Here is a 20,348-nt window from a genome sequence, read left to right as displayed (position 1 = left end):
TATTAAAAAAGGTTTATAATATTGATATGTATACTTCTGCGAAATGAAGAGTCAGAATTTTTATGAAATTATATAGTTTTCAAGAACATTTATTAGAATTAAAAATAAGACTGCTTAGAATATTTACTGCTTTTATAATGATATTTGCTATTTGCTATTATTTTAGCGACAATATTTATAGTTTTTTATTAAAACCGCTTGCTAAGCTAAGCGGTGATACGGTACGAAATATAATTTATACAGGGCTTACAGAAGCATTTTTTACCTATATTAAACTTGCAGCTTTTACTGCTTTTACTATTATTATACCTATAATCGCTTTGGAGTGTTATTTATTTATCAACCCAGGGTTATATCACCATGAAAAAAAAATTATCGCTTTTATTCTTTTTATGTCGCCTATTTTATTTTGGTGCGGTAGTATTTTTGTTTTTTACTTTGTAATGCCAAAAGCTTGGAATTTTTTTCTTAGTTTTGAAAAACGTGATATGACAGTACCGATAGTTTTAGAAGCAAGAATTAGCGAGTATCTAAATTTAGTTATTCATTTAATTATTGCTTTTGGAGTTGCTTTTCAACTGCCGATTATGATAATAATATTAAATATACTCAAAATAGTTAAGGTACAAACACTTAAGCAGAAAAGACGCATTGCTGTGGTAATTAACTTTATTATTGCAGGAATATTAACGCCTCCTGACATTTTAAGCCAGTTTGCTCTTGCAATACCGCTACTTTTATTATATGAAACTTCAATAATGATATGTAATTTTATAGAAAAACCGAGGACACTAAATGTTAAATATCAAATGGATTAGAGAAAATCAAGAATTATTCGATGAAAAGCTTAGCCAAAGATTTATTGAACCTATGTCTAGTAAAATTGCTATGCTCGACGGAGAGAAAAGAAAAATTACGAGTTTAATTCAAGAATTGCAGCATGCACGTAAGGTAAAATCAAAGATTTTAGGTAATATGGCCTCTAAAAGCGGCGAAGAGTTTGAGGGGCTACAAAGAGATGTCAAACATATAAATGAGAAGTTGGAAGAACTTGCACAGGATCTAAATAACAATAACGAATTAAATGAACTATTAAATATGCTTCCTAATATTCCGGACGAAGAAGTACCTTACGGAATGGATGAAAGTATGAATAAATTAGTTCGTACTTACGGAGAGACAAATCCAAATGCTTTAAATAAACAGCATTTTGAACTAGGTACAAAATTAAATTTAATGGATTTTGAACAAACTGCTAAAATTTCTGGAGCTAGATTTGTAACGTTAAAAGGTGATTTAGCAAAGTTAGAACGTGCTTTAATTAACTTTATGATTGATGTTCATACTAAAGAGTTTAACTTCTTTGAGATGTCACCTCCAGTATTAGTTCGAGATAATGCTATGTATAATTCAGGACAACTACCTAAATTTGCCGAAGAGTCTTTTGCAACAACAAATGGTTACAGACTAATTCCAACTGCAGAAGTATCTTTAGTAAATATAGTCGCCGATACTATTATACCAAGGGAAAAATTACCGATGCGTTATGTTGCTTACACCCCGTGCTTTAGATCAGAAGCAGGTAGTAGCGGTAGAGATACAAGAGGTATGATTAGATTACATCAGTTCGGTAAAGTTGAGCTAGTATCTATTACTCCCCCGGAAGAATCAAAAAATGAGCATGAATATATAACTAATGCATCAGAGACTATTTTACAAAAACTGGATCTTCCTTATCGTGTTATGTTACTTTGCACCGGAGATATGGGATTTGCGGCAAAAAAAACCTATGATATAGAAGTGTGGCTTCCGGGACAAAAGCAATATCGTGAAATTGCTAGCTGTTCTAATTGTGGAGATTTTCAAGCACGTAGAATGAAAGCAAGATATAAGGAATTCGGCAGTAACGAAACTGCCTTAGTCCATACTTTAAATGCTTCAGGGTTACCTATCGGAAGAACTATGGTTGCAATACTTGAATATTATCAGAATGAAGATGGCTCAATCACTATACCTGATATCTTGATAAATTACATGGGAGGGTTACAAAAAATCACTACATATAGTGAATAATTGTTTATTAAATGTAAATAATAAGGTAAAGTTTTGTGATATACTTGTCTACTTACTATTCATTTATTCGAGTATATCTTAAATAATTTGAAAATTGGCGCTGTATGGTAGAAGATGCGGTTGCGTGGGTTGATTTTTCCGTTGTCACCCCGTGGCTTGACCACGGGGTCCAGTTTATAATACTAAAAATTAGTATTGTAAGTTTTTTGCTGGATACCGTGGTCAAGCTATGGGGTGACACAGTATACAAAACAATAATTTAAATTCAGGTTATTTGTGTTTAGTGATTTACGAAAATTGGACAAAGATATATATAATTATAATGCTCCTAATTTTATACCTATAGCATGTCATTATAATGAAAATACTTTACTTACCAAAGACGGTAAATTATTACAAATTATAAAAATACACGGCATTAATTCAGAGAAAATAAGCGATAACATACAAAATTTACGTGAAATGGTTAGAGTTTCTATAAAAAAGAATATAACCAATTATGATTTTGCTTTTTGGCTACATACAATACGAGAAAAACAAAATTTAGATGATTTCACTCCTTACAAAAAATTATTACCAGCAAATATTCATGCACTATGGCAAAGAAAAAACCATTGGAATGATAAATTCGTTAATACTTTATATATATCTATAGTACATGATTCTACTAAAGTTGACATCAAAAATTTTAACTCTTTAATAAATTCTTTATCTAATAAATTAATTACTGATTTTGAAAATAACTACTTAGATTCAGCTTTTCAAAAACTAGAAAATATCACTAATAATATTTTAAATGATTTAAACGAATTCGGTGCTGAGAAACTTGGTATAATATTTGAAAATGATAATGTTTTTTCTAATCCTTTATTTTTATATAATCGAATAGCTAACCTTAATAATAATGATTGTTTGGTACCTATAATAGATTTATCCGATGCACTAGGTAGAAGTATTTATACAATTAGCGGCGATAAAATGGTAGTTACGGATTATGAGAAAAATAACAAATTTGCTTCTTTACTATCTATAAAAGAATATCAAGAAACTCCTGGTAATACACTGGATAAATTTTTACAGTTACCGATTGAATTAATAATAACTGAAATATTTTACTTTGTTAGCAAAAAACAAGTAATATCCAAATTGCGTGGTCAAGATTATATTCTAAAAATTACCAATGACTCAACTTTACTTAATCATAAAGGGATTAATAAGCTTGATGCAGCTAATTTAGATTTTCAATTTTGTAATCAGCAAATTTCAATTGCCGTTATAGAAGAAGATGAAAATAAACTAGATGCAGCCGTAGCTAAAGCATCAACCGAACTTTTTAAACTTGGTATTATTCATGTAAAAGAAGATCTTAATATTGAACAAATATTTTGGTCGCAGTTACCTGCTAATTTTGCCTTTATCCGTAGAATGTCACCATTACCCGTAGAATATATTGCTTCTCTTACCGCGCTTCATAATACTACACTCGGTAATCAATATAATCCTTGGGGTAAGGCTATAACTTTACTGCGAACCGAGAAAGGTACTCCATATTTCATGAATTTTCATGATAAAACGAATAAAGGTAATACTTGTATCTTTGGTACGGCAAAAACTGGCAAAACCGTATTATTGAACTTTCTAATATCAGAATCGACTAAATACGATCCAACAATACTTTATATCTCTAATAATAATGATTCTAAAATTTTTATCGAGTCAATAGAAGGCAAATGGTTAGAACCAGACAAACAAATTATCAATCCATTTTTAGTAGATGATACAGAAAAATCACAAGCCTTTATTTTAGAATTTTTAAAATTAATCAGCGGTCATTATATTTCACCTCTTAGCGAAATAGAAATAGCCTTTCTAGAGAAATTAAAAAATAAAATTTTATCAATTGAAAAAGAAGAACGTATTTTTTCCGATATTTTAAAATTAGAGGATTTTAAGCAGGAAGGAGGAATACAAATACTTGATAAACTTAAAGTTTTTACCGAAGGACAATTATATTTCGGATTATTTGACGGACCATCTCTTAACATTGAAGAAGGGAAAGTTATAGGGTTCAATTTATATAAACTGTCTGATGAACCGTTTTCTAAACAATTTTACCCAATGGAGAGAAAATGTTTAGAACAATTTAATAATAATTTAAAGAAACACCAAAGTATTAGTGCAGCAGTAATTTATGCTTTTACTTATCATTTAAGCCTAGTTGGCACAAAACCTAAAATATTTGCTGCCGATAATTTTGATAAACTTTACAGACCTGAAGTTTATTATGATAATATAAATTTAATCTATAATAATTTATCTCAAAATAACGGTGTTTTCGTCAGTAATTTCAATTTTATTTATCTTAAGTCATATCCAAAATATACTATAAAACCTTGGTTTGATTTAATTAATACTAAAATTATGCTACCGTCTGACGTGAAAATAGGAGATTTAGATAAAATTTTAGGTTTAAGCGAAGCGGACATACGAAAATTATCACAGCTAATACTTTCTGCAAGAATGTTCTTAATTAATAAGGATAATGAATCGATAGCTTCTGAATTAAGTATTGCCGCTTTAATAGGAATTGTCCGTATTTTATCAAGCAGACAAGAGGAAATGGATATTTATCAAAAAATACTTGAACAACACCAAGGTCCTCCGGATAATTGGATTAATTACCTATATAATGAGTTAAATACGGACTGATGCGAATAGCTACTAAAACCATTGTCATTGCGAGGCGGTGTTGCATGTGTGGATACCCAAATCGTCATTGCGAGGAGGCGTTGTTGCGTGGACCGATAAAACCCAATGTGTCATCCCATGGCTTGTCCGCTTGTCCACAGGGTCCATAAAAATAATAAAAAATACTAATAATTTTAGTATTTTTAACTGTATCCCGTGGTCAAGTATCCCGTGGTCAAGCCACGGGATGACAAAGGTGAAATTGGTCCACGCAACAATGCCTTGCGAGGAGCGAAGCTTTGTTGCAATCTAGTTTTAATTTCATGAGATTGCCACGCTCCTTACAGTCGCTCGCAATGACGGAAAATCGGTCCATGCGGACAATGCCTTCTCACAATGACAACAAAACAACGAACATAAAGAATACGCAAAGTGTTAAAAAAATATTTACTATTTTTCTTATTTTCATTTTTCTCATTTAATGTGCAGGCATCTATTTGGGGTGATATAGCCGATTGTCTTAGCGATCCATGTAATTGCGGACAAAGCGATAGAATGGAAACTTGGAATAGAGGCAGCAAAAATGAAGTGACAAGAGGACCTTTTAAGCCAGACACATTATGTCCTCCTTGGAATAAAAGCGACGGTCGCGATAATGATACTTGTTTATTAAAATTTGATTACCCAGGTACATTTATCGGTTTTTTACTCAATAGATGTGCGGAAGAAGCCCCTGATAGTAGTTACTTTACTCCAAAAATTCGTATTAGAGTTCAAAGCTGTAATGCCGCAGCTTGTTGGCACGAAAACTCTACTTTAAATTGGAATGGAGAATGTGTATTATGGCCTACAGGTTACGGTCTGCCTCTAACTAGAGTCTGTGCTAGAGTTGCCGTACCGGATATGCCTCCACCTCCCGGAATAAACGCCATACCTTCCCCTGCAGATCCAGGTTATACTGATGGAGTACATCTCAATAAAGTCGGTTATACAGAAACTGATAATAAGATAATCGGTGTAGACGGCAAAATAGTTACTTTAAAATCTCCTAAACTTTGTGCTTATAGCGACCCTGGACTTGTTAACCTTGTTTCAGATTCCGGTGTACATCTTGATCCGATGGACTGGAATCCTAATAGTCAACCTCTTCATCAAACTAACGAACTTAGCCCTATTGCAAAAGTATTAAAGTTTTTAGTTAAAACGGTAAAAGGAGCAAGTTTACCAAGTTTATTAGGGCAGCTTCTTGGTATGATAGATCAAGATTCAGAATTTATAAAAGTACTTAAATCAATAATTAACGCAATAGGAGAGGTTTTTAATTTTTTCCCGAGTTTAATAATAAAAGTTATTGAAGCACTTGGATCATTAAACGGTTCTGTAGATAGCTATTCTTTTGGTTGTGTACAATTACCTTTAGGACCTTTGCCACCACCATATTGCCCAAATTTAGATTATATTAGTATTAATGCTAATGCTCATAATATATGTAGCATAAAAAATACCCCAGAGGATATTCAGAAAGGAAAACCTGTATTTAAACAATCTTCAACTGTGCCGCCTTGTGTAGTATCAAATGTTAACAACAATATTGTTAATAATACCATACGTGTTAGCTTTAGCAATCTTGTTCCGCTGTGCACGAGTTCTACCTCTGATCTCAAGACTTGTGTAGAACCACGTAATACAGATTTTCTTTCAGCAAAAATTACTCATACTAATACGGCTTTTAAAGATTTAATTAAATCGTGTAAGAATACTTCAGGAGGCACTCCATGTATTAATACAGAAATTGCTACGCCATGTAGTGTTACGTCTAACGGTTGTAATGAGGGATTTAGAATAGTATATTCGCAGAAAATTGGAAATGTAGAAACACCTAGCGATTATTACATAGAGGATATACCGGACTGTCCAAGTTCTAGTTCAACTACCTGCCAAAAAGTATGGGGAGTTAATATAGGCGAATTTAAGGATGTAAGCGTAAAGTTTCCTAAGATACAAGGGCAAGATACAAATAGCTTACTACCTATAAAGACAGATGTTACCCTAAAAGACAATAACGGTAAAGATAGAAAACTTTATGTCTCTATTAGTAATACCGAAGACGATAAGCAAAATCCTAATAATATTTGCTTATTTGAGTCCGGTAATTTAATAGATTGCGTACCGAGAGTAAATCATTCTTATAGTCTAGCTGCTTATGAATGTTCAAGACAATATGCCGGAATTACCTGTACTAATAACAATGCCAACGATGCTTATTATAAACCGCAATTCATTGCTTCAGTGCAAGTAAGAGAGAAACAAACAGATGGGACTATTAACATTATAAATGAAACAAGCACTCTTGTAACACCGTTAGCATACGCCGGACCTCCACCTCCCAATCCCACAGACACAGAAAGTATAGTAATGCTTGCAGGTTATAAGTATAGTTCTGCTGTTGCGTTTATACCTAAAGATCCGCCAAAAGATCCGACAAATGATAAATATATTGCTATGCCGTTTTCAGGAGAGAATGCTCTAAATCAGTTGACTATTCACGGTAAATATAAAGACGATAAAGAACCTTATGATAGTAATGGAAAACCTGACTCAAGTGCGGTATATTTAAAATATTTGGAATATATAAACGGTAAATATATCCAAGGTGGAACGCATGCCTGCTTGATGCCGAAAAATGTCCAACATTGTAATCCTATGCCGATTCATACTTTACCTGATGGATCACCTATTCCAGGTTATAATAATGACTCGATAAATTGTGTACTTGCTAAACTAAACAACAACAATACTATAAATTGTAAGAATTTTAAAAATACATATAGCCTTAAATATCCAAACCTTGGTTTATGCAGCAAAGATATAAATACAAGTAGCTGTACTCTAAAAGAAACAGTGGAAGGTATTACTATTTATGCTTGCAATATAAATAATACTCCAAGTAACTGCTATACTAATAATAATAGCCCTAATACTCCAGTATGTGTTTTAAGTAGGGATTATAAAGATAGAATTGAGCCAGGACCTGACAAAGGACCAACATTAGTACCATTAGATGATCCTTTTAAATATTATACAGTGAAATATACAGCAGGAGATGAAAACCATCCTCCGGAGCCGACATATAACGCTGAGACTGAGGATGTACGAGATAAAACTTGGCAAGAGCTAGATCTTTGTGCTCCTATATTAGTACCTACTTGTGCTAAAATTCCTAGCACAGCTGATGCTCCTTCCGGTAGCACCCACGGTAATGCAGAATGGGATGAAAGCGATATAGGAGAACTTGCAACAGGAAGATGCCCGATGAATTGGATAGTTATTGATCCTAGTAAACCTTTAGAACGCCATTGTTTATCATATTTTGATAGAAAAGTTGTTGAATTCGAACCTTTAGGTCCAAATGTCGGATGTAGAGAATCTACAGGATTGCCTATAAAAGTTGGTTATCACGACTTTCCATCAAGTCAATTACCTGAGACCCCTTATAATCCGGTAACTAAAATAGGTGACTATATCTTCAACAAAAAACCGGTACAACAGGGGAGCATTATGGCATTTCCAAAGTATGGGGCATTGATAGAGGCAGCAAATGAACCGGACAATACAATATTACATACTGTAGAATTCAAAGTAACTTTAGATACGATAATTGATGATATTGAGTATTTTAGAGTAGAAGATTTATGGTACGATGATTGCACATTAATATATGTCAATGGCACAAAGCTACTTAGTCTTCCTACTGACGTTGATTCTCTAGATGAGAAAAGGTACTGTAACTATGGAAATGACCAAGGTCAAGCATTACAAGCTAAAGTTAATAATCAACCTATTAGTGCAAGCAATCCTATTAATATCAAACCTTATTTAAAACAAGGAGAAAATATTATAAGATTCCAGCTAAGAGTTATGTTTAGTGGTGGGCTATATTTCCACATGCAATATAAAATGAAGAGATAGATAAATGAGTTGGATTATTTTTTATATGGTAATCGCTGCTTTACTGATTCTTGATTTGGGAATAGTACACAAAAAAAATACCGTAGTGGGCTTTAAAGAAAGCGTACTTTTTAGTCTTTTCTATTTTGTAATAACTTCTTTATTCGGTATCTATGTTTACTATAATACAGGGGCAGATCATGCTCGTGAATATTATACTTGCTTTCTCATTGAGAAAGCTATGTCACTTGATAATATTTTTGTTATCTCTATTATTTTCCAATTTTTTAAAATTCCCGGGAAATATCAACATCGTGTTTTATTTTTTGGTATAATAGGCGTAATAATATTCAGAGCCATAATGATTTATGGTGGTATTATTCTTATAAATAAATTTGCCTGGTTATTATATATTTTTGCCGTAATACTTATTGCTACAGGTATAAAAACTTTCTATGTATCACATAAAACTTTTGATATACACAATTCTTATATTTACAAGTCAATAATAAAAAATCTAAATATTACCCCTAATCTTGAAGGGGATAAATTTGTTGTTAAACTTAATAATAAACTATATTTTACTCCCCTTTTTATATCGTTAATGCTGATAGAAGCAATAGATTTAGTCTTTGCTATAGATAGTATACCGGCAATATTTGCAATTACTCATGATGTGTATATAATTTACACTTCAAATATTTTTGCTATTTTAGGGCTTAGAGCATTATTCTTTTGTGTAGCAGAAACTGTAGAACGTTTCAGTTATATAAAATATTCTTTGGCTTTAATTTTAATATTTATTGGCTTTAAAATATTTATTCATCATTATATAGCAATTCCGGCATATGTTTCGCTCACTGTAACTATTACTTTATTACTGTTTGGTATAATTGCTTCCATAATTAGAAAAAATATGATTGACCATTAATAAATGGGATATATAATATTTTTTTATTTTTTAAGCAATGATAATGATTAAATTACTAAAATTATTTTTTATTACTATCATCATTTTTAATAACATTGCTTTTGCAAAAGAAACAGGGTTCTATATAGGCGCAGAAGGCGGAATAGTTGAACCGATCGTTAGTAAATTCCGACATAAACACTCAAATACCGAAATAATTTTAAAAAAATCAAGTATGTATAGCGGAAAAATAGGCTATATAATATATCCACAGATAGCTATTGAATTCTCAGCAACTTATCAACCTAAATATCGTCTGCATTACGTATTACCTCAGCAAAATTTAAGTAATGGTCTCACTAATAAAACCCCAGGTAATACTACCGTATTATCCAATATATATATGCTAAATCTTATTTATGATTTAGAAAAAATAAAAACTTTCACACCTTTTGTAATACTTGGAGGCGGAATAGCACAAATAAAAGTTAAGCCTACCTCCTCTAGGTGGAGTATTATAAATGGTGATTATTTTAAAGTAAGAAGAACTCATAAAAATTGCGTTGCTTGGCAAGCAGGTCTTGGGATTTCACAAGATGTAACTTCAAATTTAAGTATTGATGCAACCGCAAAATTACAAACGACATATAGAGTAAGGATTAATTATGATACGCTTGATATGAAAACAGGACAATTCGTGCCGGAAAATCCTATAAAAAAAACTATAGCCGTTGGGGAATTTGGCATAGGGTTTACTTATAGATTGCCATTTTAATAATTCTGTGCAATATTCATATGAAAGCATCGTCAACGTCATTGTGAGGAAATTGCCTAACAATTGACGAAGCAATCTCAGGATATTTGACAAGATTGCCACGTCGCTTCGCTCCTCGCAATGACGTTATGATACATACAAAATCAACTATATAAGGAACAAATATGTCCCCAAAAGCTACTAACTCTTCTTCTACCCCTAACGGTCATGATCAGACAGCAAAAACTACCAAGCCTGTTCTGAATGGTGCGGTTTCAAATCATAACACTTATGATGAAGTGCCGTATGAAAGCTATCCATATGCTCTTACAACTCCTGATCACTTAAGTACACTTGCAACTCTTTTCGGTGTAAATGCTCCTGAAGTCGAGAATGCAAAAATATTAGAGCTTGGTTGTGCAGCAGGCGGTAATTTAATACCACACGCAGTTCTTTATCCAAAAGCTCATTTTGTTGGTGTGGATTTGTCTAAGGTACAAATTGACGAAGCAAATAAAAATGTTAAAGAACTAGGATTAAAAAATATAGAGTTCCATCATTGTTCAATAACCGATATTGATGATTCTTTCGGTAAGTTTGATTATATAATTTGCCATGGAGTAATTTCTTGGGTACCAAGAACCGTTAGAGATAAAATTTTTGAAGTTTGTAATAAAAACCTTATTTCAAATGGAATAGCATATATTAGCTATAATACCCTCCCTGGCTGGAATATGGTCCGTACTATCAGAGATATGATGATGTATCATTCTAGCTCATTTGCAAATGTCCATGATAGAATAGCTCAATCTAGATTGTTACTAGAATTTGTTAAGGATAGCTTAGAAAACTCTAAAACTCCTTATGCAGAGGTATTAAAAACCGAATCAGGGCTACTTGCTAAACAAACCGATCATTATTTACGTCATGATCATCTAGAAGAAGAAAATGCTCAATTCTACTTCCATGAATTTATGAATGAAGCAAGAAAGCACAATTTACAATATTTAGCCGATTGTAATCTTTCGACTATGTATCTCGGTAATATGCCTCCGAAAGTAGTAGAGCAGTTAAAAGCGGTGAATGATATAGTTAGAACTGAACAATATATGGATTTCATTACGAATCGTCGTTTTAGAACCACTTTACTATGTCATAGTGATGTGAAAATTAATAGAAATATTAACAATGATGATATAATGAAATTTAATATGATCTTTAATATAGTGCCTGAAAAACCACTCAAAGAAGTAGACCTGAATAATGCTTCCGAAAATTTAAAATTCTTCTTAAACGGTAATAAAGACTCTCACTTAACAACTAGTTCGCCTTATATGAAAGCTATTTTATATACTTTCAGCGAAAATCTAAATAATCCGTTAAGCTTTGAGAAAATAACCGCTGAAGCTAATAAAAAGCTACATAATACTAAATTAAACGAAATCAAAGCTGAGCTTTTAAATAATGCAATGAAGCTAGTACTACAAGGTTATATTAGTATTACAAATCAGAAACATAGAAATAACCCTGAGCTTGATAAGCCTAAAACAACAAAAATGGTCATACATCAAGCAACCCATACACCTTCTATGTGGGTCACAAATTTAAAACATGAACCGATCGGCGTTAATTTCTTTGAGAAGTTTGCACTTAGATATATGGACGGTAAACATGATAAAAAAGCAATCATTGAGGCTATACTGGGTCATGTAGAAAAAGGCGAGCTAACTTTAAGTAAAGAAGGTCAAAAAGTAGAAAATAAAGAAGAAATACGCAAAGAACTAGGAAGCTTATTTACTCCGATGATCGAGAAGTTTTCTTCTAATGCTTTGTTGGTTTGATGTGTTATGTCATTCCCGCGAAAGCGGGAATCCAGAAAAAACTATAAATACAACAAATTTTTGACATTAAAAGCTCGATTTATTTTGCTTTATGCTGGATTCCCGCCTACGCGGGAATGACATCGATAACGATGCAAGCGTACTCAAAAACACAAAAATAACTTATGCCCATATTTTTTTATTTATTTGCAACATTAATAACTATTAGTAGCTTATGCGTTGTTTTAAGCAAAAATTCCGTATATTCGGTATTATGGTTAATTTTTACATTTATCAACGGTGCAGGACTTATGATTTTGCTTGGAGCAGAATTTTTAGCTATGATTCTTATAGTGATTTATGTTGGAGCTGTAGCAGTATTATTCTTATTTGTGATAATGATGCTAGATATGCATTTTGATAAGACAATAACGCAGTTAAAAGCAAATCTAGCTTTAAGTATTTTTATAGCTTTAATTATGTTTGCCGATTTAGTAATCATTATTTTACTTGGTACTAAAAACATTAATTTTAGCTCAGATATATCATTTGCCATAACAAATAATATCTCAAATACTAAAGCGATAGGTAACGTGCTTTACACTAACTTTATGCTACCGTTTCAAATGTCGGGGCTTATTTTATTTGTCGCTATGATTGCATGTATTACGTTAACACTAAAAAAACGTGAGGGAGTAAAACATCAAGATATTACAAAACAACTCTCCCATAATAAAGGTAATGTTGTATTGATGACAAAGCCTACTCTAAATAAAGGTGTCGAGAATATTAAATATGAATGAATATATTTCGCTTAATCATTATTTAATCTTAAGCAGCTTAGTTTTTACTATTGGGATGTTTGGATTATTTATGCATCGCAAAAATATTATCAATATATTAATGTCCATTGAGTTAATGTTGCTTGCAGTTAACATAAATTTTGTTGCATTTTCCGTATATATGCAAGAATTATCGGGACAAATTTTTAGTATTATAATCTTAACTGTAGCAGCTGCCGAAACCTCAGTAGGGCTTGCAATATTACTAATATATTTCCGTAATAAAGGCTCAATTGAAATCACTGACATTAATCAGATGAGGGGGTGAGATGTATCAAAATTTTGCCATAATGATCATCATATTACCGCTTGCATCTAGCGTAATAAACGGGTTATTCTTAAAGTTAATAGATAAAAAATTAGCTCAAATAATTGCAACCGGTTTTTTATCATTATCTGCCTTATTCTCATTAATAATATTTTGCGATGCGGGTTTAGGCGGGAATATAATCCATATTAAGTTATTACCATGGATTGAGGTTGGAAATTTTAAAGTAAATTGGTCGATTTATATCGATCAGCTCACTAGCATAATGTTTATAACCGTAACATGGGTGTCAAGCGTCGTGCATATTTACTCGCTTGGCTATATGGCGGAGGATAAGGGAATTGTACGTTTCTTGTCTTTTCTTTCTTTATTCACTTTTTTTATGTTAATACTAGTATCAGCAGATAATTTCTTACAATTATTTTTCGGCTGGGAGGGCGTCGGGGTTTGCTCATATTTATTAATCGGATTTTGGTATTCAAAAGAATCAGCCAATAAAGCAGCGATTAAAGCTTTTGTTGCAAATAGAGTCGGCGATTTTGCTTTTATCTTGAGCGTAATAACGATTATTGTTTATTGTGGTTCGGCAAATTATAAAGATGTATTTGCATCTGCAGAGTTACTATCTAATACAAAAATATTTTTACATTTTTCCATTCTAGACATTATGTGCTTGTTATTATTCATCAGTTGTATGGGTAAATCTGCACAGATCGGTTTACATGTATGGCTTCCTGATGCGATGGAAGGACCAACTCCCGTATCCGCACTTATTCATGCAGCAACCATGGTAACAGCGGGAGTATTCTTAGTAGCACGCTGCTCGCATTTGTTTGAATATAGCCCTTTAGTTCTACAATTTATTACCATAATAGGAGGCGTTACTTGTCTTTTTGCCGCAAGCATTGCTATTATGCAAAGCGATATCAAAAAGATTATTGCTTACTCTACCTGTAGTCAGCTTGGTTATATGTTTATGGCTTGCGGGGTATCTGCCTATAATAGCGGGATATTTCACTTAGTCACTCACGCATTTTTTAAAGCCTTATTATTTTTATCAGCCGGAAGTGTAATACACGCAGTTCATGAGCAAGATATTTTTAAAATTGGTGATTTAAGAAATAAAATGCCGGTAACTTACGGAAACTTCTTAATCGGTTCACTTGCATTAATAGGAATTTATCCACTTGCAGGGTTTTACTCTAAAGATTCGATTTTAGAAGCAGCGTATAGTAGCGGCTCGTTTATGTTTATTTTTGGAATAGCAGCAGCAATACTTACCGCTATTTATTCAATGAAGATTATTATGTTGGTATTTCATGGTAAAACTAAACTAGAAAAAGATGTTTTTGAGCATGCCCATGAACCGGCTAAAATAATGAATAATCCTCTTATATTACTTGTAGCTGGGAGCTTTGTTAGCGGTATGATCGGCTATTATTTACTTTCTATGGACAAACCAAACGGCTATTTCCATGAAAGTCTATTTAATTTACATATTGATAAACTACTAATTAGCCACCCGCCTTTATATATTAAGCTACTACCTATGGCAGTTGGTATAATGGGGATTGTTATTGGGATTTGGGTATTTTCATTGTCATCCCGCGAGCTTGTAGTGGGATCTAATAAAAATAAAAACAACTGGATCCCGTGGTCAAGCCACTGGATGACACCCCTTGGATTAATTTCCAACATACTACGAAATAAATATTACTTCGACGAGATATATAATTTCTTAATTGTTAAGCCTACTAACTGTTTAGCCTATTTATTTTATCTTGGTGACCAGAAAATAATCGATCGTTTTGGACCAAACGGTTTTTTACGAGTTGTTAATTGCTTTAGCGTTCTTACCGGTAAAACACAAACGGGATATGTTTTTAATTATGCTTTGTATATAGTATTATTTATTGTTGTAACAATTAGTTATTTTGTTTGGAAAGGCTTTGAGTGTCATACTGTGGCTTGACCCACAGTATCCAATACTTTTGCCACCCCACGACTTGATCGCGGGGTCCAGTTAAAAATACTAAATTATTAGTATTTTTAGTTGTTTTTTGGATATCGTGGTCAAGCAACGGTATGACATCGAATGCGTTTTGCGATCCACGCAAGAATGATATATACTACTAAAAAAACTTATATAATCTTAAAAGAATGTTAGAATTACCTATTATATCTATCAGTATTTTTCTGCCGCTAATAAGCGTGCTATATATTTTGCTGTTTATTAGTCAAAGTAAAAAGACGGATAAATCGATATATGTAATGTATGTGGCGGTGCTTAGTGCTGTTTTAACATTCATCTTAACTATCTATATTTTAATAGAGTTTGACTCCTCAAATCCTGCTTATCAATTTGTTGAACGCTACGCTTGGCTTGATAAAATCGGGCTTGAATTTCATGTTGGTGTTGATGGTATATCAATATTTTTTGTGGCTCTAACTTCTTGTCTGACTCTTATTTGTATAATCGGAAGCTTATTTACCGTTAAAAAATATATTAAAGAATATTTAGTATGTTTTTTATTAATGGAATCTTTTTGTATAGGAGCATTTACCTCAGTAAATTTATTATTATTCTATCTCTTTTTTGAAGCAATATTAGTGCCGATGTATATCATTATAGGCGTATGGGGCGGCGAGAACAGAATATATGCGGCTCTTAAATTCTTCTTATATACTTTCTTCGGCTCGGTATTTTTCCTACTTTCATTAATTTATATTTACAGTAAAATTCATAGTTTTGATTTAACTTATATTCCTGAACTTACAGATAATATTCCATTATTTACTCAGCAAATTTTATGGTGGGCTATCTTTATAGCCTTTGCCGTTAAAATCCCTATGATTCCGGTTCATACTTGGCTACCTGATGCACACGTACAAGCTCCAACTAGCGGCTCGGTTATTCTTGCCGGTATTCTGCTAAAACTTGGCGGTTACGGTTTTTTAAGAGTATTACTACCGCTACTCCCAAGTGTATCACAAGAATTTGCAATTTACGTAATTTACCTTAGCGTTATTGCTATAATATATGCTTCCCTTGTTGCTCTTGCTCAAAAAGATATGAAGAAGATGATAGCCTATTCATCAATTGCACATATGGGATATGTTACGATAGGTATTTTTAGCTTTACTGAAGCCGGGGTTCACGGAGCAATATTTCAGATGCTTAGCCATGGCGTGATTTCCTCATGCCTATTCTTAATAGTCGGTACTTTGTACGAAAGATTGCACACTAAAGAAATAGCTAAATACGGCGGTGTAGCAAGTAAAATGCCTGTGCTTGCCACATTTTTTATGATTGCAATGCTTGGCTCTGTCGGCCTGCCCGGTACTAGCGGCTTGATCGGAGAATTTCTAAGCTTGCTTGGGATTTATAAGGTGAATGTAGCAGCAACTTTTGTAGCGGCTCTCGGCATAATTCTTGGGGCGGTTTATATGCTGAAATTATATAAAGAAATTATGCTTGGTGAAATTACCAATAAAGAAATTATGCATTTCAGAGATTTATATAAATATGAAATAATCTCAATAGCTCCTTTAATATTATTAATTATTTACTTTGGTCTCATGCCGAGTTCTATTCTAAATGTATTTAGTTTATCGGTGGAGAATTTGTTGGTTAAATTTTAATTGCTTACAAAAAATATAAATGCTACTCTAATTATAGAACTTAAAAGTGAGTTCTATATAGAAAAAGAAGCTAATAAAGTAACAGGCATAGATATAAGTCATGTAGTAAATCCTGAGGCAGATCATAAAGAAGCTTTAAGAAATGCTCGTGACAAACTTGGAATTGCTCATAATAATCAACAAGATAATACAGAATTAACTGGGGCTACACCAGCAGAGCATCATGAAAATTAAATTTATTGAAAAGCAACAGATATCATACCGTGGTCAAGCCACAGTATCCATAAAAGCAATTCAAAATACTAATCATTTTACTAGATACCGTGGTCAAGCCACGGTATGACAGGGACATGCTATCACTTCATCAATTACAATTTAATATAGAACAAAGAAATTTATTTGATCTATGTATCACTTTTCTTCCTTCTTCTATCACCTATATAAAAGGAGCTAATGGTTGCGGTAAAAGCTCACTACTGCGAATGATAGCAGGAATTATGCAACCAAGTAGTGGTAATATCTACTATAAAAATAGTAATATTAATAATATCCATAAACCTTACTGCACTTATATCGGTCATAATTTAGGTCTAAAACTCGAAATGACTGTTTTTGAAAATCTGAAATTTTGGTCGGAAATTTATAATTCTGTTGAAACTCTATACGCCGCTATTCATTACTTCAAATTACAAGATGTATTAGATAAAAAATGCTATAGTTTGTCTAGTGGGATACAGAAAGTCATAGCCGTATCAAGGCTTATTGCTTGCCAATCTGACTTATGGCTACTTGATGAAGTTGAAACTAACTTAAGTAAAGAAAATAGGGATTTATTAAATAATCTAATTGTCATGAAAGCAAATAGCGGCGGTATTGTGCTTCTATCCTCTCATCTAGAAAGTTCTATAAAATCTGCACAGACATTACAACTTGAGTCATTATTAGACTTCTTGCCTAACTTGCAAGGGTAATTTGTACGTCGATCCGGTACTCTCGAATTCTCACGTTACTTGCGTGTACGCTGTAGTGCGAGGTGAAGTATCTCATTCAAATTCTTCCTTATTAGCTTTATGCGAGAGGTCTATTATTGTTTTGCGTATTTTTATAAATCTTCCAATGTACAATAAAAAATATAAGACTAACTATAATTCAAATTGAACAATTAATTATTGTACTTACAGTACGTGCTTTAGTAACTTCTATATATTCATGCTTATAGCTAATTCTCTTTTCTTCTAGCTCTTTTGGAGGCAAGACTTTTAATTGTTAATATAAAATCCTTATCATATGATTTTAGCTTTAAATATTGCTCATTAGTACTATATTTATGAGTTCCTCTTATTAGTATATCCGGTAGGGATAATGTAATGAATGCATTAAATATAATAGAGAGCGTTATCAATAAAACTATAGTAGTAACAAAGCAAACTACCATACTATCAATCTGTTTTATAATGATTTACAATTAAGAGAATAGAAGTCAAAAAAAAGAAAAGCAATACTTATAGTGAATTACAAAGGTTTATGAAATTTCGAATGCAAAGTTCGAATTTTCAAGGGATTAACGGCTATGTCATGCCTGCGAAAGCAGGAATGACAAAGAGTAAAAACTATCCAGTGCTATAGTAATTTACCTATACTCATAATCCTTATGTAGTTTACTAGCGAGTGCCTGCTCCCATCTATCGCCGTTTTGCAGTAATCTTTCTTTATCATAAATAAGTGCGGTATGAGTTAGGCTTGCAAACTCAAAATTAGGACCTTCAACTATCGCATCTACTGGGCAAGCTTCTTGACACAACCCACAATAAATGCATTTTGTCATGTCTATATCATAACGTGTTGTACGCCTACTGCCGTCTTCTAGTTCGTCCGCTTCAATTACTATTGCTTGTGCTGGACAAATCGCCTCGCAAAGCTTACAAGCAATACAACGCTCTTCCCCGTTTTCATAGCGACGCAGTGCATGCTCACCCTTAAATCTAGGGCTAACAGGGCTTTTTTCATAAGGATAATTTATGGTAACTTTGGGCTTAAAGAAATACTTTAAGGTCAAAGCCATTCCCCTTATTATCTCATATAGAAAAAATGATTTTAAATAGTTTATCATAAAAATATATATATATTAACGATCTATGGCTTTGTTGCAGCTTCTATGTCATTCCCGCGTAGGCGGGAATCTAGAAAAAAGTATAGATAAAGCAAATTTTTGGAATTAAAAGCTCGTTTTATGCTGGATTCCCGCCTACGCAGGAATGACATAGATCCATACAACAATACCGGTTTTAGCTAGAAATTAATTATAATAATAACTTTCAAACATTCGGCAAATTATCAGTGTAGAAAAGTACACTTGACACTAACACCACCCAAAATAAAGTTAGAGGTAAAAATACTTTCCAGCCGAGTCGCATCAATTGATCATAGCGATATCTTGGCAACGTCGCTCTAATCCATAAAAAGCAGAACAATAAGAACCCAACCTTAAATACAAACCAAAAGAATCCATGAATACAATCTAACCATGATATATTAAAGGGCGGTAAATAACCTCCTAAAAAGAAAGTGGTAGTCATTGCACTAACCAATATCATATTAGCATACTCACCTAGGAAAAATAAAGCAAATCCCATAGAGGAATATTCAACATTATAGCCTGCGACTAATTCCGATTCTGCTTCAGGTAAATCAAAAGGTAACCTATTTGTTTCGGCAAGTACCGAGATAAAGAACACGATGCCCATAGGTAGTAGCATTAAATCAATCCACCACGGTATTGTTCTTTGTGCTTCAATAATCCCACTTAAATTGAGAGTACCGGTAGTAAGTAACACAGTAATAATAACGAATCCCATAGATACTTCATAAGAAATCATTTGGGCCGAGGAACGTATAGCACCAAGGAATGCATATTTTGAGTTACTAGCCCAACCGGCAATAATAATGCCATAAACGCTTAAAGAGGATATAGCAAGAATATATAAAACACCGACATTAATATCTGCAAGAACTACGCCCTTTGCAAAAGGTATAACTGCCCAGCCGATTAAACTTAATATAAAAGTTATCATCGGTGCTAAAATAAATAATATTTTATCGGCATTGGTTGGAATTATCGGTTCTTTGAATAAAAGCTTAACCGCATCAGCAATAGGCTGAAGTAATCCAAACGGACCAACGACATTCGGTCCACGTCGTAACTGCATTAATCCAATAACACGACGTTCTGCATATGTTAAATACGCAACACATAAAATTAAAGGGATAGTGATCGCCACCACCTTTAGAGCGATGATAATTAACGGAAAAATATATTCTGTCATAATGTTATTTAATTGTCATACAACTGTCATTGCGAGGAGCAAAGCAACGTGGCAATCCAGAAAAAGATTAAAAAATTCTG

General features: G+C 32.9%; 18 protein-coding genes. 15 read left to right on the top strand and 3 right to left on the bottom strand.

The window, feature by feature from the left end:
• Window positions 1-62: 62 nt before the first annotated feature.
• From tatC to ccmA, 15 genes are all read left to right on the top strand, one after another.
• Window positions 63-818, top strand: a complete 756-nt coding sequence (tatC, locus tag ACKTSD_RS01910; protein WP_412707765.1) for a twin-arginine translocase subunit TatC — start codon at window positions 63-65, stop codon at window positions 816-818.
• Window positions 796-2,073 (top strand): serine--tRNA ligase, encoded by a 1,278-nt coding sequence (serS, locus tag ACKTSD_RS01905; protein WP_412707764.1) that lies wholly within the window; start codon window positions 796-798, stop codon window positions 2,071-2,073. The genes tatC and serS overlap by 23 nt, the downstream gene beginning before the upstream one ends.
• A gap of 104 nt (window positions 2,074-2,177) precedes the next feature.
• Complete coding sequence (locus ACKTSD_RS01900; RefSeq protein WP_412707763.1) at window positions 2,178-2,336, top strand: hypothetical protein; 159 nt, start codon at window positions 2,178-2,180, stop codon at window positions 2,334-2,336.
• A gap of 13 nt (window positions 2,337-2,349) precedes the next feature.
• Entirely contained in the window at window positions 2,350-4,782 is a 2,433-nt protein-coding gene (locus ACKTSD_RS01895; protein ID WP_412707762.1) for a VirB4 family type IV secretion/conjugal transfer ATPase, read from the top strand.
• 46 nt (window positions 4,783-4,828) lie between these two features.
• The gene (locus ACKTSD_RS01890) at window positions 4,829-5,074 is read left to right on the top strand and encodes a hypothetical protein (protein WP_412707761.1); all 246 of its coding nucleotides are present in this window, start codon (window positions 4,829-4,831) and stop codon (window positions 5,072-5,074) included.
• Window positions 5,075-5,193: 119 nt separating this feature from the next.
• Window positions 5,194-8,730, top strand: coding sequence for a hypothetical protein (locus ACKTSD_RS01885; RefSeq protein ID WP_412707760.1), 3,537 nt, complete (start codon window positions 5,194-5,196; stop codon window positions 8,728-8,730).
• 4 nt (window positions 8,731-8,734) lie between these two features.
• Window positions 8,735-9,640, top strand: coding sequence for a TerC/Alx family metal homeostasis membrane protein (locus ACKTSD_RS01880; protein WP_412707759.1), 906 nt, complete (start codon window positions 8,735-8,737; stop codon window positions 9,638-9,640).
• Between the two features lie 43 nt (window positions 9,641-9,683).
• The gene (locus ACKTSD_RS01875) at window positions 9,684-10,394 is read left to right on the top strand and encodes an outer membrane protein (RefSeq protein WP_412707758.1); all 711 of its coding nucleotides are present in this window, start codon (window positions 9,684-9,686) and stop codon (window positions 10,392-10,394) included.
• A gap of 164 nt (window positions 10,395-10,558) precedes the next feature.
• Complete coding sequence (locus tag ACKTSD_RS01870; RefSeq protein ID WP_412707757.1) at window positions 10,559-12,214, top strand: class I SAM-dependent methyltransferase; 1,656 nt, start codon at window positions 10,559-10,561, stop codon at window positions 12,212-12,214.
• A gap of 164 nt (window positions 12,215-12,378) precedes the next feature.
• On the top strand, window positions 12,379-12,996 hold the full coding sequence (locus ACKTSD_RS01865; protein WP_412707756.1) for an NADH-quinone oxidoreductase subunit J: 618 nt from the start codon (window positions 12,379-12,381) through the stop codon (window positions 12,994-12,996).
• Window positions 12,989-13,303, top strand: coding sequence for an NADH-quinone oxidoreductase subunit NuoK (gene nuoK, locus ACKTSD_RS01860; RefSeq protein WP_412707755.1), 315 nt, complete (start codon window positions 12,989-12,991; stop codon window positions 13,301-13,303). Before ACKTSD_RS01865 ends, nuoK begins: the two co-directional genes overlap by 8 nt.
• A 1-nt stretch (window position 13,304) precedes the next feature.
• Complete coding sequence (gene nuoL / locus ACKTSD_RS01855) at window positions 13,305-15,275, top strand: NADH-quinone oxidoreductase subunit L (protein WP_412707754.1); 1,971 nt, start codon at window positions 13,305-13,307, stop codon at window positions 15,273-15,275.
• A gap of 188 nt (window positions 15,276-15,463) precedes the next feature.
• Window positions 15,464-16,945, top strand: a complete 1,482-nt coding sequence (locus ACKTSD_RS01850; RefSeq protein WP_412707753.1) for an NADH-quinone oxidoreductase subunit M — start codon at window positions 15,464-15,466, stop codon at window positions 16,943-16,945.
• A complete protein-coding gene (locus ACKTSD_RS01845; RefSeq protein ID WP_412707752.1) occupies window positions 16,946-17,179 on the top strand; it encodes a hypothetical protein in 234 nt (77 codons plus the stop codon).
• A 116-nt stretch (window positions 17,180-17,295) separates the two neighbouring features.
• Window positions 17,296-17,916 carry a heme ABC exporter ATP-binding protein CcmA gene (ccmA, locus tag ACKTSD_RS01835; RefSeq protein WP_412707750.1) on the top strand — a complete coding sequence of 207 codons (621 nt, stop codon included), beginning with the start codon at window positions 17,296-17,298 and terminating at the stop codon, window positions 17,914-17,916.
• A 248-nt stretch (window positions 17,917-18,164) separates the two neighbouring features.
• On the opposite strand, the gene ACKTSD_RS01830 is transcribed toward ccmA, so the two are convergent.
• The 3 genes from ACKTSD_RS01830 to nuoH all read right to left on the bottom strand — a co-directional run bounded on the left by ACKTSD_RS01830 (window position 18,165) and on the right by nuoH (window position 20,268).
• Window positions 18,165-18,380 (bottom strand): hypothetical protein, encoded by a 216-nt coding sequence (locus ACKTSD_RS01830; RefSeq protein ID WP_412707749.1) that lies wholly within the window; start codon window positions 18,378-18,380, stop codon window positions 18,165-18,167.
• A gap of 195 nt (window positions 18,381-18,575) precedes the next feature.
• The gene (gene nuoI, locus ACKTSD_RS01825) at window positions 18,576-19,055 is read right to left on the bottom strand and encodes an NADH-quinone oxidoreductase subunit NuoI (protein ID WP_412707748.1); all 480 of its coding nucleotides are present in this window, start codon (window positions 19,053-19,055) and stop codon (window positions 18,576-18,578) included.
• A gap of 205 nt (window positions 19,056-19,260) precedes the next feature.
• Complete coding sequence (gene nuoH, locus ACKTSD_RS01820; RefSeq protein ID WP_412707747.1) at window positions 19,261-20,268, bottom strand: NADH-quinone oxidoreductase subunit NuoH; 1,008 nt, start codon at window positions 20,266-20,268, stop codon at window positions 19,261-19,263.
• Window positions 20,269-20,348: the final 80 nt, after the last annotated feature.

The organism is Candidatus Rickettsia kedanie (assembly GCF_045865205.1).
Taxonomy (GTDB): domain Bacteria; phylum Pseudomonadota; class Alphaproteobacteria; order Rickettsiales; family Rickettsiaceae; genus Rickettsia; species Rickettsia australis.
Note: the sequence above shows the minus strand (reverse complement) of the source record. Positions and strands in the feature narration are given on the sequence as shown.